This window comes from Streptomyces albiflavescens, from assembly GCF_014645835.1.
Lineage (GTDB): Bacteria > Actinomycetota > Actinomycetes > Streptomycetales > Streptomycetaceae > Streptomyces > Streptomyces albiflavescens.
This window is the reverse complement of the sequence record NZ_BMMM01000017.1, coordinates 75,218-92,681: the sequence shown is the minus strand read 5'-3', so window position 1 is coordinate 92,681 and position 17,464 is coordinate 75,218. Positions and strand designations below refer to the sequence as shown.

Below are 17,464 nucleotides of genomic sequence, written 5' to 3'. Positions count from 1 at the left end.
GGCAGTCGCCGTACCCCTCCGCCGAGCCGAACGTCGGCTTCCCGAGCTCTTACAGCCCGTAACGCTCCCGAGCTTCCTTCACCGCCGACGCCTTGACCTCACCGCGGCGGGCGAGCTGCGCCAGCGCCGCGACGACGATCGACTGGGCGTCCACGCCGAAGTGGCGGCGGGCCGCCTCACGGGTGTCGGACAGACCGAAGCCGTCGGCACCCAGCGAGGAGTAGTCCTGCTCGACCCACTGCGCGATCTGGTCCGGGACCTGGCGCATGTAGTCGGAGACCGCCAGGACCGGGCCCTCGGCGCCGTGCAGCACCTGGCGGACGAACGGCACGCGCTCCTCGCCGCGCAGCAGCGCCGCATCGGCCTCGAGGGCGTCGCGCCGCAGCTCGGTCCAGGAGGTCGCGGACCACACGTCGGCGGCCACACCCCACTCCTCGGCGAGCAGCTTCTGTGCGTCCAGGGCCCAGTGGATCGCCGTGCCGGAGCCCAGCAGCTGGATGCGCGGGGCGTTGGCCACCGGCGAGAGCCCGGCCGACTCCGCCGTGTTGAAGCGGTACAGGCCCTTGACGATGCCCTCGTCGATACCGAGGCCGGCCGGCTTGGCGGGCTGCGGGATCGGCTCGTTGTAGACCGTCAGGTAGTAGAAGACGTTCGGGTCCTCGCCCGGGGCCGCCTCGCCGTACATACGACGCAGACCGTCCTTGACGATCGCCGCCACCTCGTACGCGAACGCCGGGTCGTACGAAAGCGCCGCCGGGTTGGTCGCCGCGATCACCGGCGAGTGACCGTCCGCGTGCTGCAGACCCTCGCCCGTCAGCGTCGTACGGCCGGCCGTGGCGCCGACCAGGAAGCCGCGGCCGAGCTGGTCGCCGAGCTGCCACATCTGGTCGGCCGTGCGCTGCCAGCCGAACATCGAGTAGAAGATGTAGAAGGGGATCATCGCTTCGCCGTGCGTGGCGTACGCGGTGGACGCGGCGATGAAGTCGGCCATGGAACCGGCCTCGGTGATCCCCTCGTTGAGGATCTGGCCGTCCTTGGCCTCCTTGTAGTACATCAGCTGGTCGCGGTCGACCGGCTCGTACGTCTGGCCCTTGGGCGAGTAGATGCCGAGGGAGGGGAAGAGCGACTCCATACCGAAGGTACGGGCCTCGTCCGGAACGATCGGCACCCAGCGCCTGCCGGTCTGCTTGTCGCGGACCAGGTCCTTGACCAGGCGGACGAACGCCATGGTCGTCGCCACGTTCTGCGAGCCGGAGCCCTTGTCGAAGGACGCGAACGTCTTGTCGGCGGGGGCGGGCAGCGGGGCCAGCGGGTGCGTGCGGCGGGCCGGGGCCGGGCCGCCGAGGGCCGCGCGGCGCTCCTGGAGGTAACGGACCTCGGGGGCGTCGGCGCCCGGGTGGCCGTAGGGGACCTGGCCGTCGACGAACCGGCTGTCGGGGATGGGGAGTTCGAGCAGGTCACGCATCTGCTTGAACTCGTCCACCGTCAGCTTCTTCATCTGGTGGTTGGCGTTCTTGGACGCGAAGCCGTTGCCGAGCGTGAAGCCCTTGACCGTCTGGGCGAGGATCACGGTCGGCGCGCCCTTGTGGGCCAGGGCCGCCTTGTAGGCCGCGTACACCTTGCGCGACTCGTGACCACCGCGGGAGAGGTGGAAGCACTCCAGGATCTTGTCGTCGCTGATCAGCTTCGCCATCTCGACGAGCGCCGGGTCGGCGCCGAAGAAGTCCTGGCGGATGTAGGCGGCGTCGCGGGTCTGGTACGTCTGCACCTGCGCGTCGGGTACCTCGCGCAGGCGGCGTACGAGCGCGCCGGTGGTGTCGAGCTGGAACAGCTCGTCCCAGGCCGAGCCCCACAACGACTTGACGACGTTCCAGCCGGCGCCGCGGAACTGGGCCTCCAGCTCCTGCACGATCTTGAAGTTGGCGCGGACCGGGCCGTCCAGGCGCTGCAGGTTGCAGTTGATGACGAAGGTCAGGTTGTCCAGACCCTCGCGGCTGGCGAGCGCGAGTGCGGCCGTCGACTCCGGCTCGTCCATCTCGCCGTCACCGAGGAACGCCCACACGTGCGACTGCGAGACGTCCTTGATGCCGCGGTTGGTGAGGTAGCGGTTGAAGCGCGCCTGGTAGATCGCCGACAGCGGGCCGAGACCCATGGAGACGGTCGGGAACTCCCACAGCCAGGGGAGGCGGCGCGGGTGCGGGTACGACGGCAGACCGTTGCCGCCGGACTCCTGGCGGAAGTGGTCGAGGTGCTGCTCGCTGAGCCGGCCGTCGAGGAAGGCGCGGGCGTAGATGCCGGGGGAGGCGTGGCCCTGGATGTAGAGCTGGTCGCCGGACCCGTCGGCCTCCTTGCCCTTGAAGAAGTGGTTGAAGCCGGTCTCGTAGAGCCAGGCGGCGGAGGCGAAGGTGGCGATGTGGCCGCCGACGCCGTATTTGCTGCCGCGGGTCACCATCGCGGCCGCGTTCCAGCGGTTCCACGCGGTGACCTTCCGCTCCATCTCCTCGTCGCCGTCCACGACGGGCTCGGCGGCGGTGGGGATGGTGTTGACGTAGTCCGTCTCAAGCAGCTTGGGCAGCGCGATGCCGTTGCCCTCGGCGCGCTCCAGTGTGCGGCGCATCAGGTATGCGGCACGGTGCGGCCCGGCCGCCTTGGTGACGGCATCGAGGGAGGCCTGCCATTCGGCGGTCTCCTCGGGGTCGCGGTCCGGGAGCTGATCGAGCTCGCTCGGCTGGATTGCGGTGGGGTCGGTCATTGCGCCGCCTTCCGGATGCGGAGGGGGGTTCCCTCATCGGCAAGGGGTTTTCGGGGGTGCCCTTGGTCTTTGGCAGGACAGGGCGGCGGGCTCTGGTGCTGTGACACCATGCGGCGTCCGCCGCGTGGCCCGTCGGTGACTGTAACTCCCTGATCGATGATCGATCAAAGGGTTGAGGGGCAAAACCTCTTCAGATCGAGAAAGTCGGCACCCGGTGCCTTCAAGGCAGGCACCCGGTGCCTTGAATTCGAAGGTTTACGCAGGTGAGAGCACGCTTGAGCGGGTGGTCGCTCCACTGTGACAGGCATGCGGGGCGCAGCTGTGTCAGGCGCGCGGGGCGCAGCCGAGCACATGGGCCTTCACCAGGTCGGCGATCAGCGGGTCCCGCCGCCTGAACGCGTCCACGAGGGCCTCGTGCTCCTCCGCGTACGACTGCTGCACGGTCCCCAGCCACCGGATCGACAGGGCCGTGAACACCTCGATGCCCAGGCCTTCCCAGGTGTGCAGCAGCACCGAGTTCCCGGCGGCCCGCACCAGCTCGCGGTGGAAGGCCACGGTGTGCCGCACCTGACCGGTCCCGTCCGACAGCCGGTCGGCCTCGTACAGCGCCGCGACGTGCGGCTCCAGGGCCGAGCAGTCCTGGGCGAGCCGCTCGGCCGCCAGCTCCGCCGCGATGGCCTCCAGACCGGCTCGTACGGGGTAGCTCTCCTCCAGGTCGGCGGCGGTCAGATTCCGCACCCGTACGCCCTTGTTCGGCGCCGACTCGATCAGCCGCAGCGACTCCAGCTCGCGCAGCGCCTCGCGCACCGGGGTCTGGCTGACCTCCAGCTCCGTGGCGATCCGCCGCTCCACGATCCGCTCGCCCGGCTTCCAGCGCCCGCTGACGATCCCCTCCACGATGTGCTCGCGGATCTGTTCGCGCAGCGAGTGGACGACGGGCGCGGTCATGAGAGCTCCTTCGGCGGGGGCTTGAATCCAATGCTGCGGCCCGAAGGGCCTCGTTGAGGGGTGGTGGTCGGGCGACGGGCGGGACCCAGGGCGTTTGACGTTTAGACAATAAGGCCGCACCCCCGCCGGTGAGAGGCGCACGGGGGCGCTTTCATGCAGGTGAGACGAGACTTACACGCTGTCAGAGTGCCGAGGGCTGTAAAGACCCGTACCGGGCGGGGTCCGGATGCGTCACGTCCGTGTCACCCCGAGAACCCGCGCGGCCCGCACGGTGTGTGGGTCGGCACAGGGGTTCCCGCGAGGGGCGCCCCCGTGAACGCCAGGGGGATGGCATGAGCGGATGGGGACGGAAGCGGGGGGTGCGCTGGGCGATGGCGGCTGTCGTGGCCGGGACGGTCGTGGGCATGACCGGCTGTGAGCCGACGGACGTGGGAGCGGCGGCGCAGCCGAGCGGTGGCACGCACTCCGCGGGCTCGTCGCCCGCCGTGGGCTCGGCAGGGCAGCCCGCCGGTCCCGGCGGCGCCTGCGTCTTCGTCAAGCCGGACGGCGCCCAGAAGTTCGGCCACACCGGCTGGGGCTTCCGCATCACGGGCACCGACCGCTGGGAGTACGGCGCGGTGGAGAACCCGACCAACGCGCTCTACACCCCGCCCGGCGGCTACATCGGCGCCTGGCACGCCGAGGGCACGTACGCCCGGATGCTCAGCGACATGTCCCGCGACGCCCACTACCCCGGCAAGTCGACCCACCCGTACAGCCGTTACCGCTGCACGTCCTCGTCGGCCGGCGATGTCGCCTCGGCCCGCGCCATGATCCGTACGGTCGAGAGCCGCGGCTTCCTCGTCGGCATCGACCCGAAGACCGGCGACCTCGGCTCCCGAGACTGCCTCGACGCCACGTACGACGTCCTCAGGGCCTACCGCACACGGCACTTGACCCCCGCGTACCAGACGGAGATCCCGAACGTGTGGGTGGAGACGCTGGTGCTGTGGACGGACAAGACCCTGAAGCCGCACTAGAAACGCGATGCCCCCGCCCGGAAGGTCCCGGACAGGGGCGTCGCACCAGCGATGAAGCAATGAGGCGATGAAGGACTACAGGCCGAGCTCGACCTCGAACTCGCCCGCCTCCAGGATCGCCTTGACCGCCGTCAGGTAGCGGGCGGCGTCGGCGCCGTCCACCAGGCGGTGGTCGTAGGAGAGCGTCAGGTACGTCATGTCGCGGACACCGATGACGGTGCCCTCCTCCGTCTCGATGACGGCCGGACGCTTGACCGTGGCGCCGATGCCCAGGATCGCGACCTGGTTCGGCGGCACGATGATCGTGTCGAAGAGCGCACCGCGCGAGCCGGTGTTGCTGATGGTGAAGGTCGCGCCGGACAGCTCGTCCGGAGTGATCTTGTTCGCGCGGACCTTGCCCGCCAGGTCGGCCGTGGCCTTGGCGATGCCGGCGATGTTCAGGTCGCCCGCGTGCTTGATGACCGGGGTCATCAGGCCCTTCTCGGAGTCCACCGCGATACCGATGTTCTCGGTGTCGAAGTAGGTGATCGTGCCCTCTTCCACGTTGATCCGGGCGTTGACGGCCGGGTGGGCCTTCAGCGCCTGGGCCGCCGCCTTCACGAAGAACGGCATCGGGGAGAGCTTGACGCCCTCGCGCGCGGCGAAGGAGTTCTTGGCCTGGGCGCGCAGGCGCATCAGGCGGGTGACGTCCACCTCGACGACCGAGGAGAGCTGGGCCTGCTCGTGCAGGGCCTTGACCATGTTGTCGCCGATGACCTTGCGGATGCGCGGCATCTTGACGGTCTGGCCGCGGAGGGGGGAGACCTCCAGGGCCGGCGCCTTCTTGGCGGCCGGGACGGCAGCGGCGGCCGGCGCCGGAGCGGCGGCAGCGGCCTTCGCGGCCTCGGCGGCGGCGAGGACGTCCTGCTTGCGGATACGACCGCCGACGCCGGTGCCCTTGACGACGGCCAGGTCGACGCCGCTCTCGGCGGCGAGCTTGCGCACCAGCGGGGTCACGTACGCGCCCTCGTCGGTGGCCTGGGCGGCAGCCGGGGTGACCGGGGCGGGTGCGGCGACCGGCGCGGGAGCCGGAGCGGCGGGCGCGACCGGGGCCGGAGCCGCGGGCTGGACCGGAGCCGGGGCGGCAGCGGCCGGAGCGGCCGGAGCCACGGGGGCCGGAGCCGGAGCCGCGGGAGCGGCCGGGGCGGGAGCGGCGGCCGGGGCAGCCGGAGCGGCGGGCGCGACCGGGGCCGGAGCCGCGCCGGGAGCGCCGATGACGGCCAGCTTCGCGCCGACCTCGGCGGTCTCGTCCTCGCCGACCACGATCTCCAGCAGGACACCGGCGACCGGCGCCGGAATCTCGGTGTCGACCTTGTCCGTGGAGACCTCGAGCAGCGGCTCGTCCTCCGCGACCTCCTCGCCGACCTCCTTCAGCCAGCGGGTGACGGTGCCCTCGGTGACCGACTCGCCCAGCGCGGGCAGCACGACGTCGGTACCGGTGGCGCCACCGGCCGGGGCGGCGGGGGCGGCGGCGGGGGCCGGGGCGGCCGGAGCCGCGGGGGCCTCGGCGACCGGGGCGGGGGCCGGAGCGGCCGCGGGCGCGGGCGCGGGCTCGGCGGCCGGAGCCGGAGCGGCAGCGGGGGCGCCGGTGCCGTCGTCGATGACGGCCAGCTCGGCGCCGACCTCGACCGTCTCGTCCTCGGCGACCTTGATGGAGGAGAGCACACCGGCGACGGGCGAGGGGATCTCGGTGTCGACCTTGTCGGTCGACACCTCGAGCAGCGGCTCGTCGGCCTCGACGCGCTCGCCCTCGGCCTTCAGCCAGCGGGTGACAGTGCCCTCGGTGACGCTCTCACCGAGCGCCGGAAGGGTTACGGAAACCGCCATGGTTTCTGTTGCTCCTTACGAATGGTGCGGAAGTCTGTGGTCGTCGTCGCGTCCTACTCGACGCGGTGACTGGGGACAGCCGGTGGCTGATCAGTCGTGCGAGTGCAGGGGCTTGCCCGCGAGGGCCAGGTGGGCCTCGCCCATTGCCTCGTTCTGCGTCGGGTGGGCGTGGATGAGCTGAGCCACCTCGGCCGGCAGCGCCTCCCAGTTGTAGATCAGCTGGGCTTCGCCGACCTGCTCGCCCATACGGTCGCCGACCATGTGGACGCCGACCACGGCACCGTCCTTGACCTGGACGAGCTTGATCTCGCCCGCGGTGTTCAGGATCTTGCTCTTACCGTTGCCCGCGAGGTTGTACTTCAGGGCGACGACCTTGTCCGCGCCGTAGATCTCCTTGGCCTTGGCCTCGGTGATGCCCACGGAGGCGACCTCGGGGTGGCAGTACGTCACCCGCGGCACGCCGTCGTAGTCGATCGGAACGGTCTTCAGACCGGCCAGACGCTCCGCCACCAGGATGCCCTCGGCGAAGCCGACGTGCGCGAGCTGGAGCGTCGGGACCAGGTCACCGACGGCGGAGATGGTCGGGACGTTCGTCCGCATGTTCTCGTCGACCAGGACGTAGCCGCGGTCCATCGCGACGCCCTGCTCCTCGTAGCCGAGGCCGGCCGAGACCGGGCCGCGGCCGACGGCGACGAGCAGCACCTCGGCCTCGAACTCCTTGCCGTCGGCGAGGGTGACCTTGACACCGTTCTGGGTGTACTCGGCCTTCGAGAAGAAGGTGCCCAGGTTGAACTTGATGCCGCGCTTGCGGAACGCGCGCTCAAGAAGCTTGGAGGAGTTCTCGTCCTCGACCGGGACGAGGTGCTTGAGGCCCTCGATCACCGTGACGTCGGTGCCGAAGGACTTCCACGCCGAGGCGAACTCGACGCCGATGACGCCGCCGCCCAGCACGATCGCGGACTGCGGGACGCGGTCCAGGACCAGCGCGTGGTCGGAGGAGATGATGCGGTTGCCGTCGATCTCCAGGCCCGGCAGCGACTTCGGCACGGAGCCGGTCGCCAGCAGGATGTGGCGGCCCTGGATGCGCCGGCCGTTCACGTCGACGGAGGTGGGAGAGGAGAGACGGCCCTCGCCCTCGATGTACGTCACCTTGCGGGACGCGATGAGACCCTGCAGACCCTTGTACAGGCCGGAGATGACCCCGTCCTTGTACTTGTGGACCGCTGCCACGTCGATGCCCTCGAAGGTGGCCTTGACGCCGAACTGCTCGCTCTCGCGGGCCTGGTCGGCGATCTCGCCCGCGTGCAGCAGGGCCTTGGTGGGGATGCACCCACGGTGCAGGCAGGTACCGCCGACCTTGTCCTTCTCGATCAGGGCGACGTCCAGGCCCAGCTGCGCTCCGCGCAGCGCCGCGGCGTAACCGCCGCTACCGCCGCCGAGGATCACTAGGTCGAAAACGGTGCTGGCGTCGTTCGCCACGTCACGTCCTCCATGCATGTGCGCCACGCCGGTCTCCAGTGACCGGTCGGCGGCTGGTGTCCGGCCGCTCTTCTTCGGCCCTGTGGTGGGGCCCTGTCCTGCCGAGAACCCATCTTCGCACTTGTCGACGGCGTTCGAGACGCCGGGCCGGTGTGTGAGACGTCTGATCCATCACGTCGAAGGGGTGCGGATGTGGGGGAACCTGCCGATTTCGTCGAGGGCGAAACCCTCGTACGGCGATGAGAGCGGCCCCGGGTCACCAGGACCCGGGGCCGCTCTCACTGGTCAGGGCCTCAGCCCAGGTCGCCCGCCGCCGTCAGTTCGGCGAGGCGGACCAGGGTGCGGACCGCGGAACCGGTGCCGCCCTTGGGGGTGTAGCCGAACGGACCGGACTCGTTGAACGCCGGGCCCGCGATGTCGAGGTGGGCCCAGGTGATCCCCTCGCCCACGAACTCGCGCAGGAACAGACCGGCGACCAGGCCGCCGCCCATCCGCTCGCCCATGTTCGCGATGTCGGCGGTGGGGGAGTCCATGCCCTTGCGCAGGTGCTCGGGCAGCGGCATCGGCCAGGAGTCCTCGCCGACCTCCTCCGCGGCCTCGACGATCGAGGTGCGGAACGCGTCGTCGTTGGCCATCACGCCGAAGGTCCGGTGGCCGAGCGCCAGCACCATCGCGCCGGTCAGCGTCGCCACGTCGACGATCGCGTCCGGCTTCTCCTCCGAGGCCTTCCACAGCGCGTCGCCGAGGACCAGGCGACCCTCGGCGTCCGTGTTGAGGACCTCGACGGTCTTGCCGCTGTACATGCGCAGCACGTCGCCCGGGCGGGTGGCGGAGCCGGACGGCATGTTCTCGGCGAGCGCGAGCCAGCCGGTGACGTTGACCTCCAGGCCGAGGCGCGCGGCGGCGACCACCGCGGCGAAGACCGCCGCCGCGCCGCTCATGTCGCACTTCATCGTCTCGTTGTGCCCGGCGGGCTTGAGGGAGATGCCGCCCGAGTCGTACGTGATGCCCTTGCCGACGAAGGCGAGGTGCTTCTTCGCCTTGGGGGAGGTGTACGACAGCTTGACCAGGCGGGGAGCGGCGGCCGAGCCCGCGCCGACGCCGAGGATGCCGCCGTAGCCGCCCTTCTCCAGGGCCTTCTCGTCGAGCACCTGCACCTTGATGCCGTGCTCCTTGCCGGCCGCGGTGGCGACGGCGGCGAAGGACTCCGGGTTGAGGTCGTTCGGCGGGGTGTTGACGAGGTCGCGGGCGCGGTTGAGCTCCTCGGTCACGGCGGTGGCGCGCGCGACGGCCGCCTTGTACGCCGCGTCGCGGGGCTTGCCGCCGAGCAGCGCGACCTCGCCGAGCGGGGCCTTGCCGTTCTTGGCGGCCTCCCCCGACCTGCCGGTCTCCTTGTAGGCGTCGAAGGCGTACGCGCCCAGGCGGGCGCCCTCGGCGACGGCACCGGCGTCGGCGGCGTCCGCCATCGGCAGGGCGAAGGCGGCCTTCTTCGCGCCGGCGAGCGCGCGGGCGGCGACACCGGCCGCGCGGCGCAGCGCCTCGGCGCCGAACGTGTCGTCCTTCTCCGGGACCGCTCCCAGGCCGACGGCCACGACGACGGGTGCCTTGAAACCGGAGGGCGCGGGCAGCTTCGTCACTTCGCCCTCGGCCCCGGTGGCGCCGAGGGTCTCCAGGATTCCGGCGAGGGAGCCGTCGTACGCGGTGTCCACGGCCTCGGCGCCCGGTGCGACGACCGGGCCCTTGGGGCCCTTCGCGACACCGACGACGATCGCGTCGGCCCGCAGACCGGACGCTGCGGCGGTGCTGAGAGTGAGAGCAGTCACGGTGGTGAAATCTCGCTTCCGTTGAAGTTGCGGTGGCCGAGTGGGGTGGGTCGACCGGGCCCGACGGCTGACCCTAGATCCGGCCTGCGGGGGCGGTCCCTACCGGGGGCAGGTAAGTACCTGGGACGAGCCTACGCTCGGGGTCGGGTTTCGCTCATACCTGCGGGTGTTCACCGCCCGGTGGCGTCGTGGCCACTTCTCACCCCTCACTCCCGGTGAGCTGAGCCACACTCATCGTGTTCCGGCGAGCGTGCCGCTCGCCGCTTTGCATCATTTCCACGGATCCTCCTCGGTTTGACCAAAAGGGGATCTTTGAGGGGGAGGAGCAAGACATATGGCGCAGAGTGCGCAGAGATGGAGAAACGCGGCCGCTTCGTCAGCGGCCGCCGGTCTGTTGGTGCTGGGCCTGGGGGCGCCCGGCGCGTCCGCGGCGACCACGCCGCGCATCGATCTGAAGGTCCTGGTCGTCGACAACGGCGCCGGCCAGGTCGGGGCCGTCACCGCCGAGCTGAAGAGCACCGGCATCCCGTACACCACCGTCGATCTGGCCGACCCGGGCCGCCCGACGATCGACGCGGCGTTCCTGAGCGACACCGTGAACGGCACCCCGCGGGCCAAGTACCAGGGCATCGTCCTGCCCGACGAGGCGCCGTTCGGCCCGGGCTCGGCCGAGCAGACCGCCCTGGAGACGTACGAGAAGACGTACGGGATTCCCCAGGTCGACGCCTACACCTGGGCCCACCCCGAGGTCGGGCTCGACTACACCGACCAGAACGGCGGCTGGTCCGGCGTCCTGGACGGGGCGCGGACCCAGGTCACCGCGGCGGGCAGAGCGGGCCCCTTCGGCTACCTCGACGGGCCGCTGACCTTCGAGGACAACGACCCCTCGGTGCAGGAGAGTTACGGCTACGCCGCCCATCCGAGGGACGGGTTCACCAGCTACCTGGACGCGCCCGCCGGCGGCACCCTGCTCGGCCAGTACGCGCACGACGGGCGCCGTGAACTCGTGCTGACCTTCGCGTACAACCAGTACCAGCAGCAGTTCAAGGTGCTGGCCCGCGGCATCGTCGAATGGCTGACTCAGGGCGTCCACCTCGGCCGGAGCAGGAACTACTTCTCCGTCCACGTCGACGACGTCTTCGCGCCCGACGCCCGCTGGGACAGCGAACGCGACTGCACGCCCGGCGACTTCGACTGCGTGGGCGGTGACGGAGAGACAACCACGCCGATCCGTATGGCCGCTGACGACGCCGCGTACGCCGCAGAGTGGGAGGCGGCGCACGGTTTCACGCTCGACATGGTCTTCAACGCGGGTTCGGGCGAGGAGTGGAAGAGCGAGAACGGCGGCACCGACGCCCTCGCGGACAGACTGCTCGCCGACAAGGCCAAGTACCGCTGGGTGAACCACACCTACACGCATCAGTTCCTCGGCTGCGTCCAGGACACCACGACCGTGCCGTGGAGCTGCGCCAGGAACGCGGACGGCTCGACGCGGTACATGAGCCGCGCCGACATCTCGTCCGAGATCCGCAACAACTACAACTGGGCTCTGTCCAAGGGGCTTTCGACCGACCGCAGCGAGCTGGTGACCGGCGAGCACTCGGGTCTGAGGACGCTGCCCCAGCAGCCCGACGACAACCCGAACCTCGCGGGCGCGCTCGCCGACAACGGCGTCAGATGGACCGGTTCGGACAACTCCCGTGAACCCGCGCAGCGTTCGGTCGGCAGCAGCGTCCTGACCGTGCCCCGCTACCCGATGAACGTGTACTACAACGTCGGCAAGGCGGAGGAGATGGCCGACGAGTACAACTGGCTGTACACCTCCAAGGCCGCCGGCGGCAGCGGCATCTGCGAGAACAACCCGCTGTCCACCTGCCTGTCGGCACCGCTGGACACCGCCACCGGCTACGCGTCGTACATCGTCCCGCTGGAGGCGCACACCGCGCTCGGGCACGCCATCGGCAACGACCCGCGCCCGCACTACGCGCACCAGTCCAACCTGGCCGAGGACCGGATCCTGTACCCGGTCCTGGACGAGGTCCTCGCCGACTACAAGGCGCTCTACGCCGACAACGCCCCGCTGGAGAACCCCCGGCAGAGTGCCATCGGCACCGAGCTGCAGCGTCGCGCCGCCTGGCTGACGGCCGTCGCGAACGGCAAGGTCACGGCGTACCGCGTCGGTACGACCGTCACCGTCACCGCCCCGTCCGGGACGCAGATCCCGGTGACCGCTCCCGAAGGGACCAAGAAGCAACTGCTGCTCGGCACCGCCGCGTTCGGGACGCCGTACGCGGGAGAGCGCTCGGCCTGGACCACGCCGGAGCTTCTGCAGTCCGCTCTCAGGCTGACCCTGCCCGCGTAGGGCACGGAAGCTCAGTAGCACGACGCGCACCCCGGCCCCGACGGGCCGGGGTGCGCGACCGAGCCGTAGGAGATGTTCCGCAGGGGGGAACTCGCATGATGCGCAACGGCCGTCATGTCACCATGCTCACCGAAGGCACCTATCCGCATGTCCACGGCGGGGTCAGCACCTGGTGCGACCAGCTGGTGAAGGGCATGCCGGAGGTCGACTTCCACATCGTCTCGCTCACCGGCAGCGGCCGCGAACCCGTGACCTGGGAGCTGCCGCCCAACATCTACCGGCACACCGCCGTGCCGACCTGGGGCCCGCGGCCAGGACACGCGCGGGCGCCGCGGGGCCGGGCCCGTCGCCGCTTCACCGACACCTACGAGCGGTTCCTGCTCGCCTTCCTCGACCCCGAGGCGCACGGCGACTTCGGCGAGGCGCTGTACGAGCTGGCCGAACTCGCCCGCGACGGGGCCCTGTCGGCGGCCCTGCGCAGCGAGGCCGCGCTGCGCTCGCTGATGTGGATCTGGACGATGCCCCATCTGAAGACGGCCGCCGCCCGGCCGACGGTGCATGACGCGCTGACCGCCACCGACCTGCTGGAACACGCCCTGCGCCCGCTCGGCGTCCGGATCCCCGAGGACTCCGTGGCCCACGCGGTCAGCAGCGGCCTGGCCACCCTGCCCGCCCTGGCGGCGCACCATCTCGACGGGGTCCCCTTCCTGCTCACCGAGCACGGCATCTATCTGCGCGAGCGCTACCTCGGTTACCGCAGCGCCGAACAGCGCTGGCCCGTCAAGGCGTTCATGCTCGGCTTCTACCGCGAGCTCAACTCCCTGGGCTACCGGGCCGCCGACCTGGTCACCCCCTGCAACCAGTACAACCGCCGCTGGGAGGAGCGCGGCGGCGCCGACGCCGAGCGGATCCGCACGGTCTACAACGGCGTCGACCCGCACGCCTTCCCGCACGCGGGCCCCGAACCCGACGTGCCGACCCTCACCTGGTGCGGCCGCGTCGACCCCATCAAGGACCTGGAGACACTGCTGCGCGCCTACGGCATGGTGCGCGCCGAAATGCCCGAGACCAGGCTGCGGCTGTTCGGCCCGGTGCCGCCCGGCGGAGAGGAGTACGGGACCCGCCTGGAGAAGCTCGCCGCCGAGCTGGGCGTGACGGACGGGCTGACCTTCGAAGGCCGCATCAGCGAGGTGTGGCGCGCGTACGCGGCCGGCCACGTCGTGATGCTCTCCTCCATCTCCGAGGGCTTCCCCTTTTCGATCATCGAGGCGATGTCCTGCGGCCGTACGACGGTGTCGACCGATGTCGGCGGGGTGCGCGAGGCGGTCGGTGACACGGGCCTCGTCGTACCCCCGCGCGAGCCGGAGAAGATGGCGGCCGCCGCGCTGACGCTGCTGCGCGACGACGAACGGCGTCTGAAACTGGGCGAGTTGTCGCGCCAGCGGGTCATCGACCGCTTCACCTTGCGCCGCAGCGTCGATGCCTTTCGGACGATCTACCAGGAGTTGGCGGGCCTGCCCGAGGTGTACGAGCCCACCGTCGAGACCGTCGCCGACTGGACCGTGGAACTGCGCGACCCCTGGTACCAGGCGGTCGCCACGGACGGGACCGGCTGGTGAGCGGATCCCTGAGGATGCCGCCCGGCACCTACCAGGACACCCTCCCGTACGTGCCGCGCGGGCGCCGCGCGCCGAGCTGGGCCAAGCCCGATCCGATCGACGAACTCACCGAGCGGCTGCACGACTTCATAGCCGCGGCCGTGCATCCCGACGAGATAGCCGCGCTCCTCGAATCCGACGGCATGTCGGACGACAGGATTCGCGAGCGCTACGGCGTCAAGAACTCCTTCGCCCTCGCGGAGGAGCTGTACGAACGGGTCGAGCGCGCCTACCCCGAGCCGGAGGGCCCGGTCCACGACCCCTGGCAGCTCGGCCTGCTGGGCTGTCTGCTGCGGGGTGTGGTCTTCGCCCTGCCGGGCCTCGGATACGTCCTGGGGGCGCCGCTCCTCGCCGGCCCGAAGGACGGATTCGGGCTTCCGGCCGGGACGGTCCCGCTGCTCGCCGGGGCGCTGTGCGGCTGGACCTGGAACCAGGGGCTCGCCCACCGGGCCCACTCCTGGCTGGGACTGGGCGACCGTACGGCCGCCCGCCGCTCGCTGCTCGTCGGGGCCCCGGTGGGCATGCTGCTCGGCTCCCTGGTCGCCCTGGCCGCCGCGGGCACGGCTGACCCCGGTGCGGTCGCCTTCGCCGCCGGGCAGTCCTGCTATCTGGGCGCGGCCACCGTCCTGCTCGTGATGGGCCGCGAACGGGCCCTGCTCACCGCCCTGTCACCCATGACGGCGGGCGCGGTACTGGCCCTGGTCCACCCGGTCCCCGACCTCGCGCGAGCGACCCTGCTCCTGGGCTCGCTGGCGGCGGTCGCGCTGCTGGCTCTGCTCGAAGTGGCCCCGGCAGTACGCGAGTCGGGAAACGGAAGCTGGGCGGCCGGGCTCGCGGCGCTGCTGCCGTACGGGGCGTTCGGCGTTCCTGTGCGACCGTCGCGCACCGCTGCGCCCTGGCTCGCCGGATCGCTGCCGTACGCCCTCTTCGGGCTCGGCAGCGGCGTCCTCGTGCTCTACGCGGCGATCGGGGACGTCCTCGCGGGGGCGCACACCACGGTGGCCGCGCCGGCCGCGGTCGCGCTGACGGTCAGCATGGGCCCCGCCGAGTGGCTGCTCTTCCGGTTCCGCAGTGGCAGCCTCGCCGGGCTGCGCTCCAGCGGCACGGCGAAGGGCTTCTGGCGGACCACCGCGATCATCCTCGTCCGGTGCCTCACCGGTTACCTCGCCGCGCTGCTCGCGCTCAGCCTCGCCACGTCCGCGCTGTGGCCGCACGCGCCCGCGACCGCGGGGGGCGTCCGGCTCGCCGGGCTGCTCCTGCTGGGTGTGGTCCTGTGGACCGCGCTGCTGCTGCAGTCCTTCGGCGCCGTCACCGGTGCCGCCGTGGTCTGCGGTGTCGCGGCGCTCGCCCAGACCGTGGCCCTCGCGACGCACGCGGGCAGCCCGCACTGGGTGGGGCCGATCGTGTACGGAGCGGCGGCCGGGGTCCAGACCGGGCTCGTCTGCGGCCTGTTGGGAAGGGCGACCGCGCACCGATGAGCGAGCTGCTGGTTCCGTACTACGAACATCCGTCCGTCCGCCCCGCCGAATGGGACGCGCTCATCGCCGCCGCGCCCCGTCTCCACGGCGTCGTGCTGAACCCGGCCAGCGGCCCCGGCGAGCGCCCCGACCCGGCGTTCGCCGAGATCGCCGAGCGGCTGCGCGCGGCGGACGTCCGGGTGCTCGGATACGCCGACACGGACTACGGCCGCAGACCGGTCGCCGACGTCGTGCGCGACCTGTCCCGGCATCGCGCCTGGTACCGGACCGACGGCGCGTTCCTCGACCAAGTCGCCTCGTCCGTCGCCGAGTTCGGGTACTACCGGCGGCTCGCCGCGGCCGCCTGGGGCCTGGGCCGCGGCACCCTCGCCCTCAACCACGGGACGGTGCCGCACCCCTCGTACGCCCGCATCGCCGATGTACTGGTGACGTTCGAGGGCACGTGGGAGACGTACCGCACGAGCCCCCTCCCGCCGTGGACGGGTACCGGGGCGCGGCTGTGCCATCTCGTGCACGGCGTGCCGACGGGTGTCGACCCGGCGGCGGCGGTACGGGAGCGGGGCGCCACCCTGCACTGCGCGGTACCGGGCGTGGGCGATCATCCTTGGGGTACGTTGCCGCACACCCTGGAGCCCGCCCGATGAAACGCGTTCTGTTCCTCCTGGGGTCGCTGGTGCTCCTCGCGGGCTGCACGAGCGTCCCCGAGGACAACGGGAAGCCGGGCTCGCGCTGGCATCCCCGCCCGGGCGTGGCCTGGCAGTGGCAGCTCAGCGGACGCCTCGACAAGACCGTCGACGTGCCGGTCTACGACATCGACGGCTTCGACCACTCCAGGGCGACGGTCGCCGATCTGCACCGCCGCGGCCGCAAGGTCATCTGCTACATCTCCACCGGCGCCTGGGAGGAGTTCCGTCCGGACGCGGCGAAGTTCCCCAAGGCGGTGCTGGGGCGCGGCAACGGCTGGAAGGGCGAGCGCTGGCTCGACATCCGCCGTACCGACGTGCTGGAACCCCTGATGGCGGCCCGTGTCGACCTGTGCCGCGAGAAGGGCTTCGACGCGGTGGAGCCCGACAACATGGACGGCTACCTCAACCGCACCGGCTTCCCCCTGAAGGCCGCCGACCAGCTCCGCTACAACCGGCTCATCGCGAAGCTGGCCCACGACCGCGGTCTCGCCGTCGGGCTGAAGAACGACCTCGACCAAATCCCCCAACTGGTGGGGGACTTCGACTTCGCGGTCAATGAACAGTGCGCCCAGTACAAGGAATGCGGACGCCTCAAGCCGTTCATCGCCGCGAACAAGGCCGTCTTCCACGTCGAGTACGAGCTGCGGACCAGCGGCTTCTGCCCCGAGGCCCGCCGGCTGAAGCTGAGCTCGATGCTCAAAAAGTACGCGTTGGGGGCGTGGCGCCGGGCATGCTGAGCCCGAGTCCGGTGACCGCCGTGCCGGCCAGCCGGTCGGCCAGGGAGCGGCGGCTCGGGGAGAGCACGGGCAGGGCGTTGAGGAAGAAGATCACGACGGCGACGGCCCACACCAGCACCGAGAGCGCGAACTCGCCCTCCACCAGCAGGATGCAGGCCAGCGCGTACACGGCGACATCGGCCGTCGTCGTCACCGCCGCCCGCAGCGCCGCCCGGCGCGGGGGACTCGGCGTGACCTTGAGGCCGAGCAGGGCCTTGCCGACCGTGCATCCGGTGAGGGCGAGCGCCGCCCACTGGTAGAGGAAGGTGGCGACCACCAGGAGCCCGAAGGCCTGCTCCACGTCCCGGACCACCTTGTGCCAGAGGGAGAGCCCGAACCCCTCGGAGGCGTCGATGACATCGCCGCGCGAGGTGAGGATGTCCCAGCCGCCCCGCGTGGCGAGGTCGGGCACATCCGTCACGAGAGCGGATATCCGGTGGAAGGTGAGCACGGCGAGCGCGGACGCCGCCGCGAGCACCAGCGCGAAGTCGATGAACCAGGCCAGGAACCGCCGAAGTTTCGGCAGTCTCAGCATGTTCGGCACAGACGTCCCCCGATCACGATCCTTTGTCTGTTCGGCGGATCAGGTTAGTGGGGGTGGAGGGGCGCGAGTGCCG

12 protein-coding genes are annotated in these 17,464 nt (G+C 71.1%); 6 read left to right on the top strand and 6 right to left on the bottom strand.

What is annotated here, in order from left to right; translation table 11 throughout:
• Positions 1 to 49: 49 nt before the first annotated feature.
• Positions 50 to 2,752: a pyruvate dehydrogenase (acetyl-transferring), homodimeric type gene (gene aceE, locus IEY95_RS36505; RefSeq protein WP_189190487.1), complete on the bottom strand. Its 2,703-nt coding sequence runs from the start codon at positions 2,750 to 2,752 to the stop codon at positions 50 to 52.
• Positions 2,753 to 3,076: 324 nt separating this feature from the next.
• Entirely contained in the window at positions 3,077 to 3,700 is a 624-nt protein-coding gene (locus IEY95_RS36500) for a GntR family transcriptional regulator (RefSeq protein WP_189190486.1), read from the bottom strand.
• Between the two features lie 332 nt (positions 3,701 to 4,032).
• Here IEY95_RS36500 and IEY95_RS36495 point away from each other — a divergent pair, with 332 nt between their 5' ends.
• On the top strand, positions 4,033 to 4,719 hold the full coding sequence (locus tag IEY95_RS36495) for a hypothetical protein (RefSeq protein WP_229703596.1): 687 nt from the start codon (positions 4,033 to 4,035) through the stop codon (positions 4,717 to 4,719).
• A 75-nt stretch (positions 4,720 to 4,794) separates the two neighbouring features.
• Here IEY95_RS36495 and sucB read toward each other — a convergent pair whose 3' ends face one another.
• The 3 genes from sucB to IEY95_RS36480 all read right to left on the bottom strand — a co-directional run bounded on the left by sucB (position 4,795) and on the right by IEY95_RS36480 (position 9,887).
• Positions 4,795 to 6,585: a 2-oxoglutarate dehydrogenase, E2 component, dihydrolipoamide succinyltransferase gene (gene sucB / locus IEY95_RS36490; RefSeq protein ID WP_189190485.1), complete on the bottom strand. Its 1,791-nt coding sequence runs from the start codon at positions 6,583 to 6,585 to the stop codon at positions 4,795 to 4,797.
• A 90-nt stretch (positions 6,586 to 6,675) separates the two neighbouring features.
• Positions 6,676 to 8,064, bottom strand: a complete 1,389-nt coding sequence (gene lpdA / locus IEY95_RS36485) for a dihydrolipoyl dehydrogenase (RefSeq protein ID WP_189190484.1) — start codon at positions 8,062 to 8,064, stop codon at positions 6,676 to 6,678.
• A gap of 293 nt (positions 8,065 to 8,357) precedes the next feature.
• Positions 8,358 to 9,887: a leucyl aminopeptidase gene (locus IEY95_RS36480; protein WP_189190483.1), complete on the bottom strand. Its 1,530-nt coding sequence runs from the start codon at positions 9,885 to 9,887 to the stop codon at positions 8,358 to 8,360.
• 334 nt (positions 9,888 to 10,221) lie between these two features.
• Between IEY95_RS36480 and IEY95_RS36475 the strand changes: the two genes are divergently transcribed.
• From IEY95_RS36475 to IEY95_RS36455, 5 genes are all read left to right on the top strand, one after another.
• Positions 10,222 to 12,249, top strand: a complete 2,028-nt coding sequence (locus tag IEY95_RS36475; RefSeq protein WP_189190482.1) for a hypothetical protein — start codon at positions 10,222 to 10,224, stop codon at positions 12,247 to 12,249.
• Between the two features lie 95 nt (positions 12,250 to 12,344).
• Positions 12,345 to 13,868, top strand: a complete 1,524-nt coding sequence (pelF, locus tag IEY95_RS36470) for a GT4 family glycosyltransferase PelF (RefSeq protein ID WP_189190481.1) — start codon at positions 12,345 to 12,347, stop codon at positions 13,866 to 13,868.
• Entirely contained in the window at positions 13,865 to 15,385 is a 1,521-nt protein-coding gene (locus IEY95_RS36465; protein ID WP_189190480.1) for a hypothetical protein, read from the top strand. The genes pelF and IEY95_RS36465 overlap by 4 nt, the downstream gene beginning before the upstream one ends.
• Positions 15,382 to 16,029: a spherulation-specific family 4 protein gene (locus tag IEY95_RS36460; RefSeq protein ID WP_189190479.1), complete on the top strand. Its 648-nt coding sequence runs from the start codon at positions 15,382 to 15,384 to the stop codon at positions 16,027 to 16,029. Before IEY95_RS36465 ends, IEY95_RS36460 begins: the two co-directional genes overlap by 4 nt.
• Positions 16,026 to 16,808, top strand: a complete 783-nt coding sequence (locus IEY95_RS36455; RefSeq protein ID WP_189190478.1) for an endo alpha-1,4 polygalactosaminidase — start codon at positions 16,026 to 16,028, stop codon at positions 16,806 to 16,808. Before IEY95_RS36460 ends, IEY95_RS36455 begins: the two co-directional genes overlap by 4 nt.
• Here the strand turns inward: IEY95_RS36455 and IEY95_RS36450 are convergent.
• Positions 16,768 to 17,382 (bottom strand): RDD family protein, encoded by a 615-nt coding sequence (locus tag IEY95_RS36450; RefSeq protein WP_189190477.1) that lies wholly within the window; start codon positions 17,380 to 17,382, stop codon positions 16,768 to 16,770. The genes IEY95_RS36455 and IEY95_RS36450 overlap by 41 nt on opposite strands.
• Positions 17,383 to 17,464: the final 82 nt, after the last annotated feature.

Coding starts and splice junctions, on each gene's coding strand:
- sucB (WP_189190485.1), bottom strand. CDS start 6,585: ATGGCGGTTTCCGTAACCCTTCCGGCGCTCGGTGAGAGCGTCACCGAG.
- IEY95_RS36475 (WP_189190482.1), top strand. CDS start 10,222: ATGGCGCAGAGTGCGCAGAGATGGAGAAACGCGGCCGCTTCGTCAGCG.
- pelF (WP_189190481.1), top strand. CDS start 12,345: ATGATGCGCAACGGCCGTCATGTCACCATGCTCACCGAAGGCACCTAT.
- IEY95_RS36450 (WP_189190477.1), bottom strand. CDS start 17,382: ATGCTGAGACTGCCGAAACTTCGGCGGTTCCTGGCCTGGTTCATCGAC.
- IEY95_RS36455 (WP_189190478.1), top strand. CDS start 16,026: ATGAAACGCGTTCTGTTCCTCCTGGGGTCGCTGGTGCTCCTCGCGGGC.
- IEY95_RS36460 (WP_189190479.1), top strand. CDS start 15,382: ATGAGCGAGCTGCTGGTTCCGTACTACGAACATCCGTCCGTCCGCCCC.
- IEY95_RS36495 (WP_229703596.1), top strand. CDS start 4,033: ATGAGCGGATGGGGACGGAAGCGGGGGGTGCGCTGGGCGATGGCGGCT.
- IEY95_RS36500 (WP_189190486.1), bottom strand. CDS start 3,700: ATGACCGCGCCCGTCGTCCACTCGCTGCGCGAACAGATCCGCGAGCAC.
- aceE (WP_189190487.1), bottom strand. CDS start 2,752: ATGACCGACCCCACCGCAATCCAGCCGAGCGAGCTCGATCAGCTCCCG.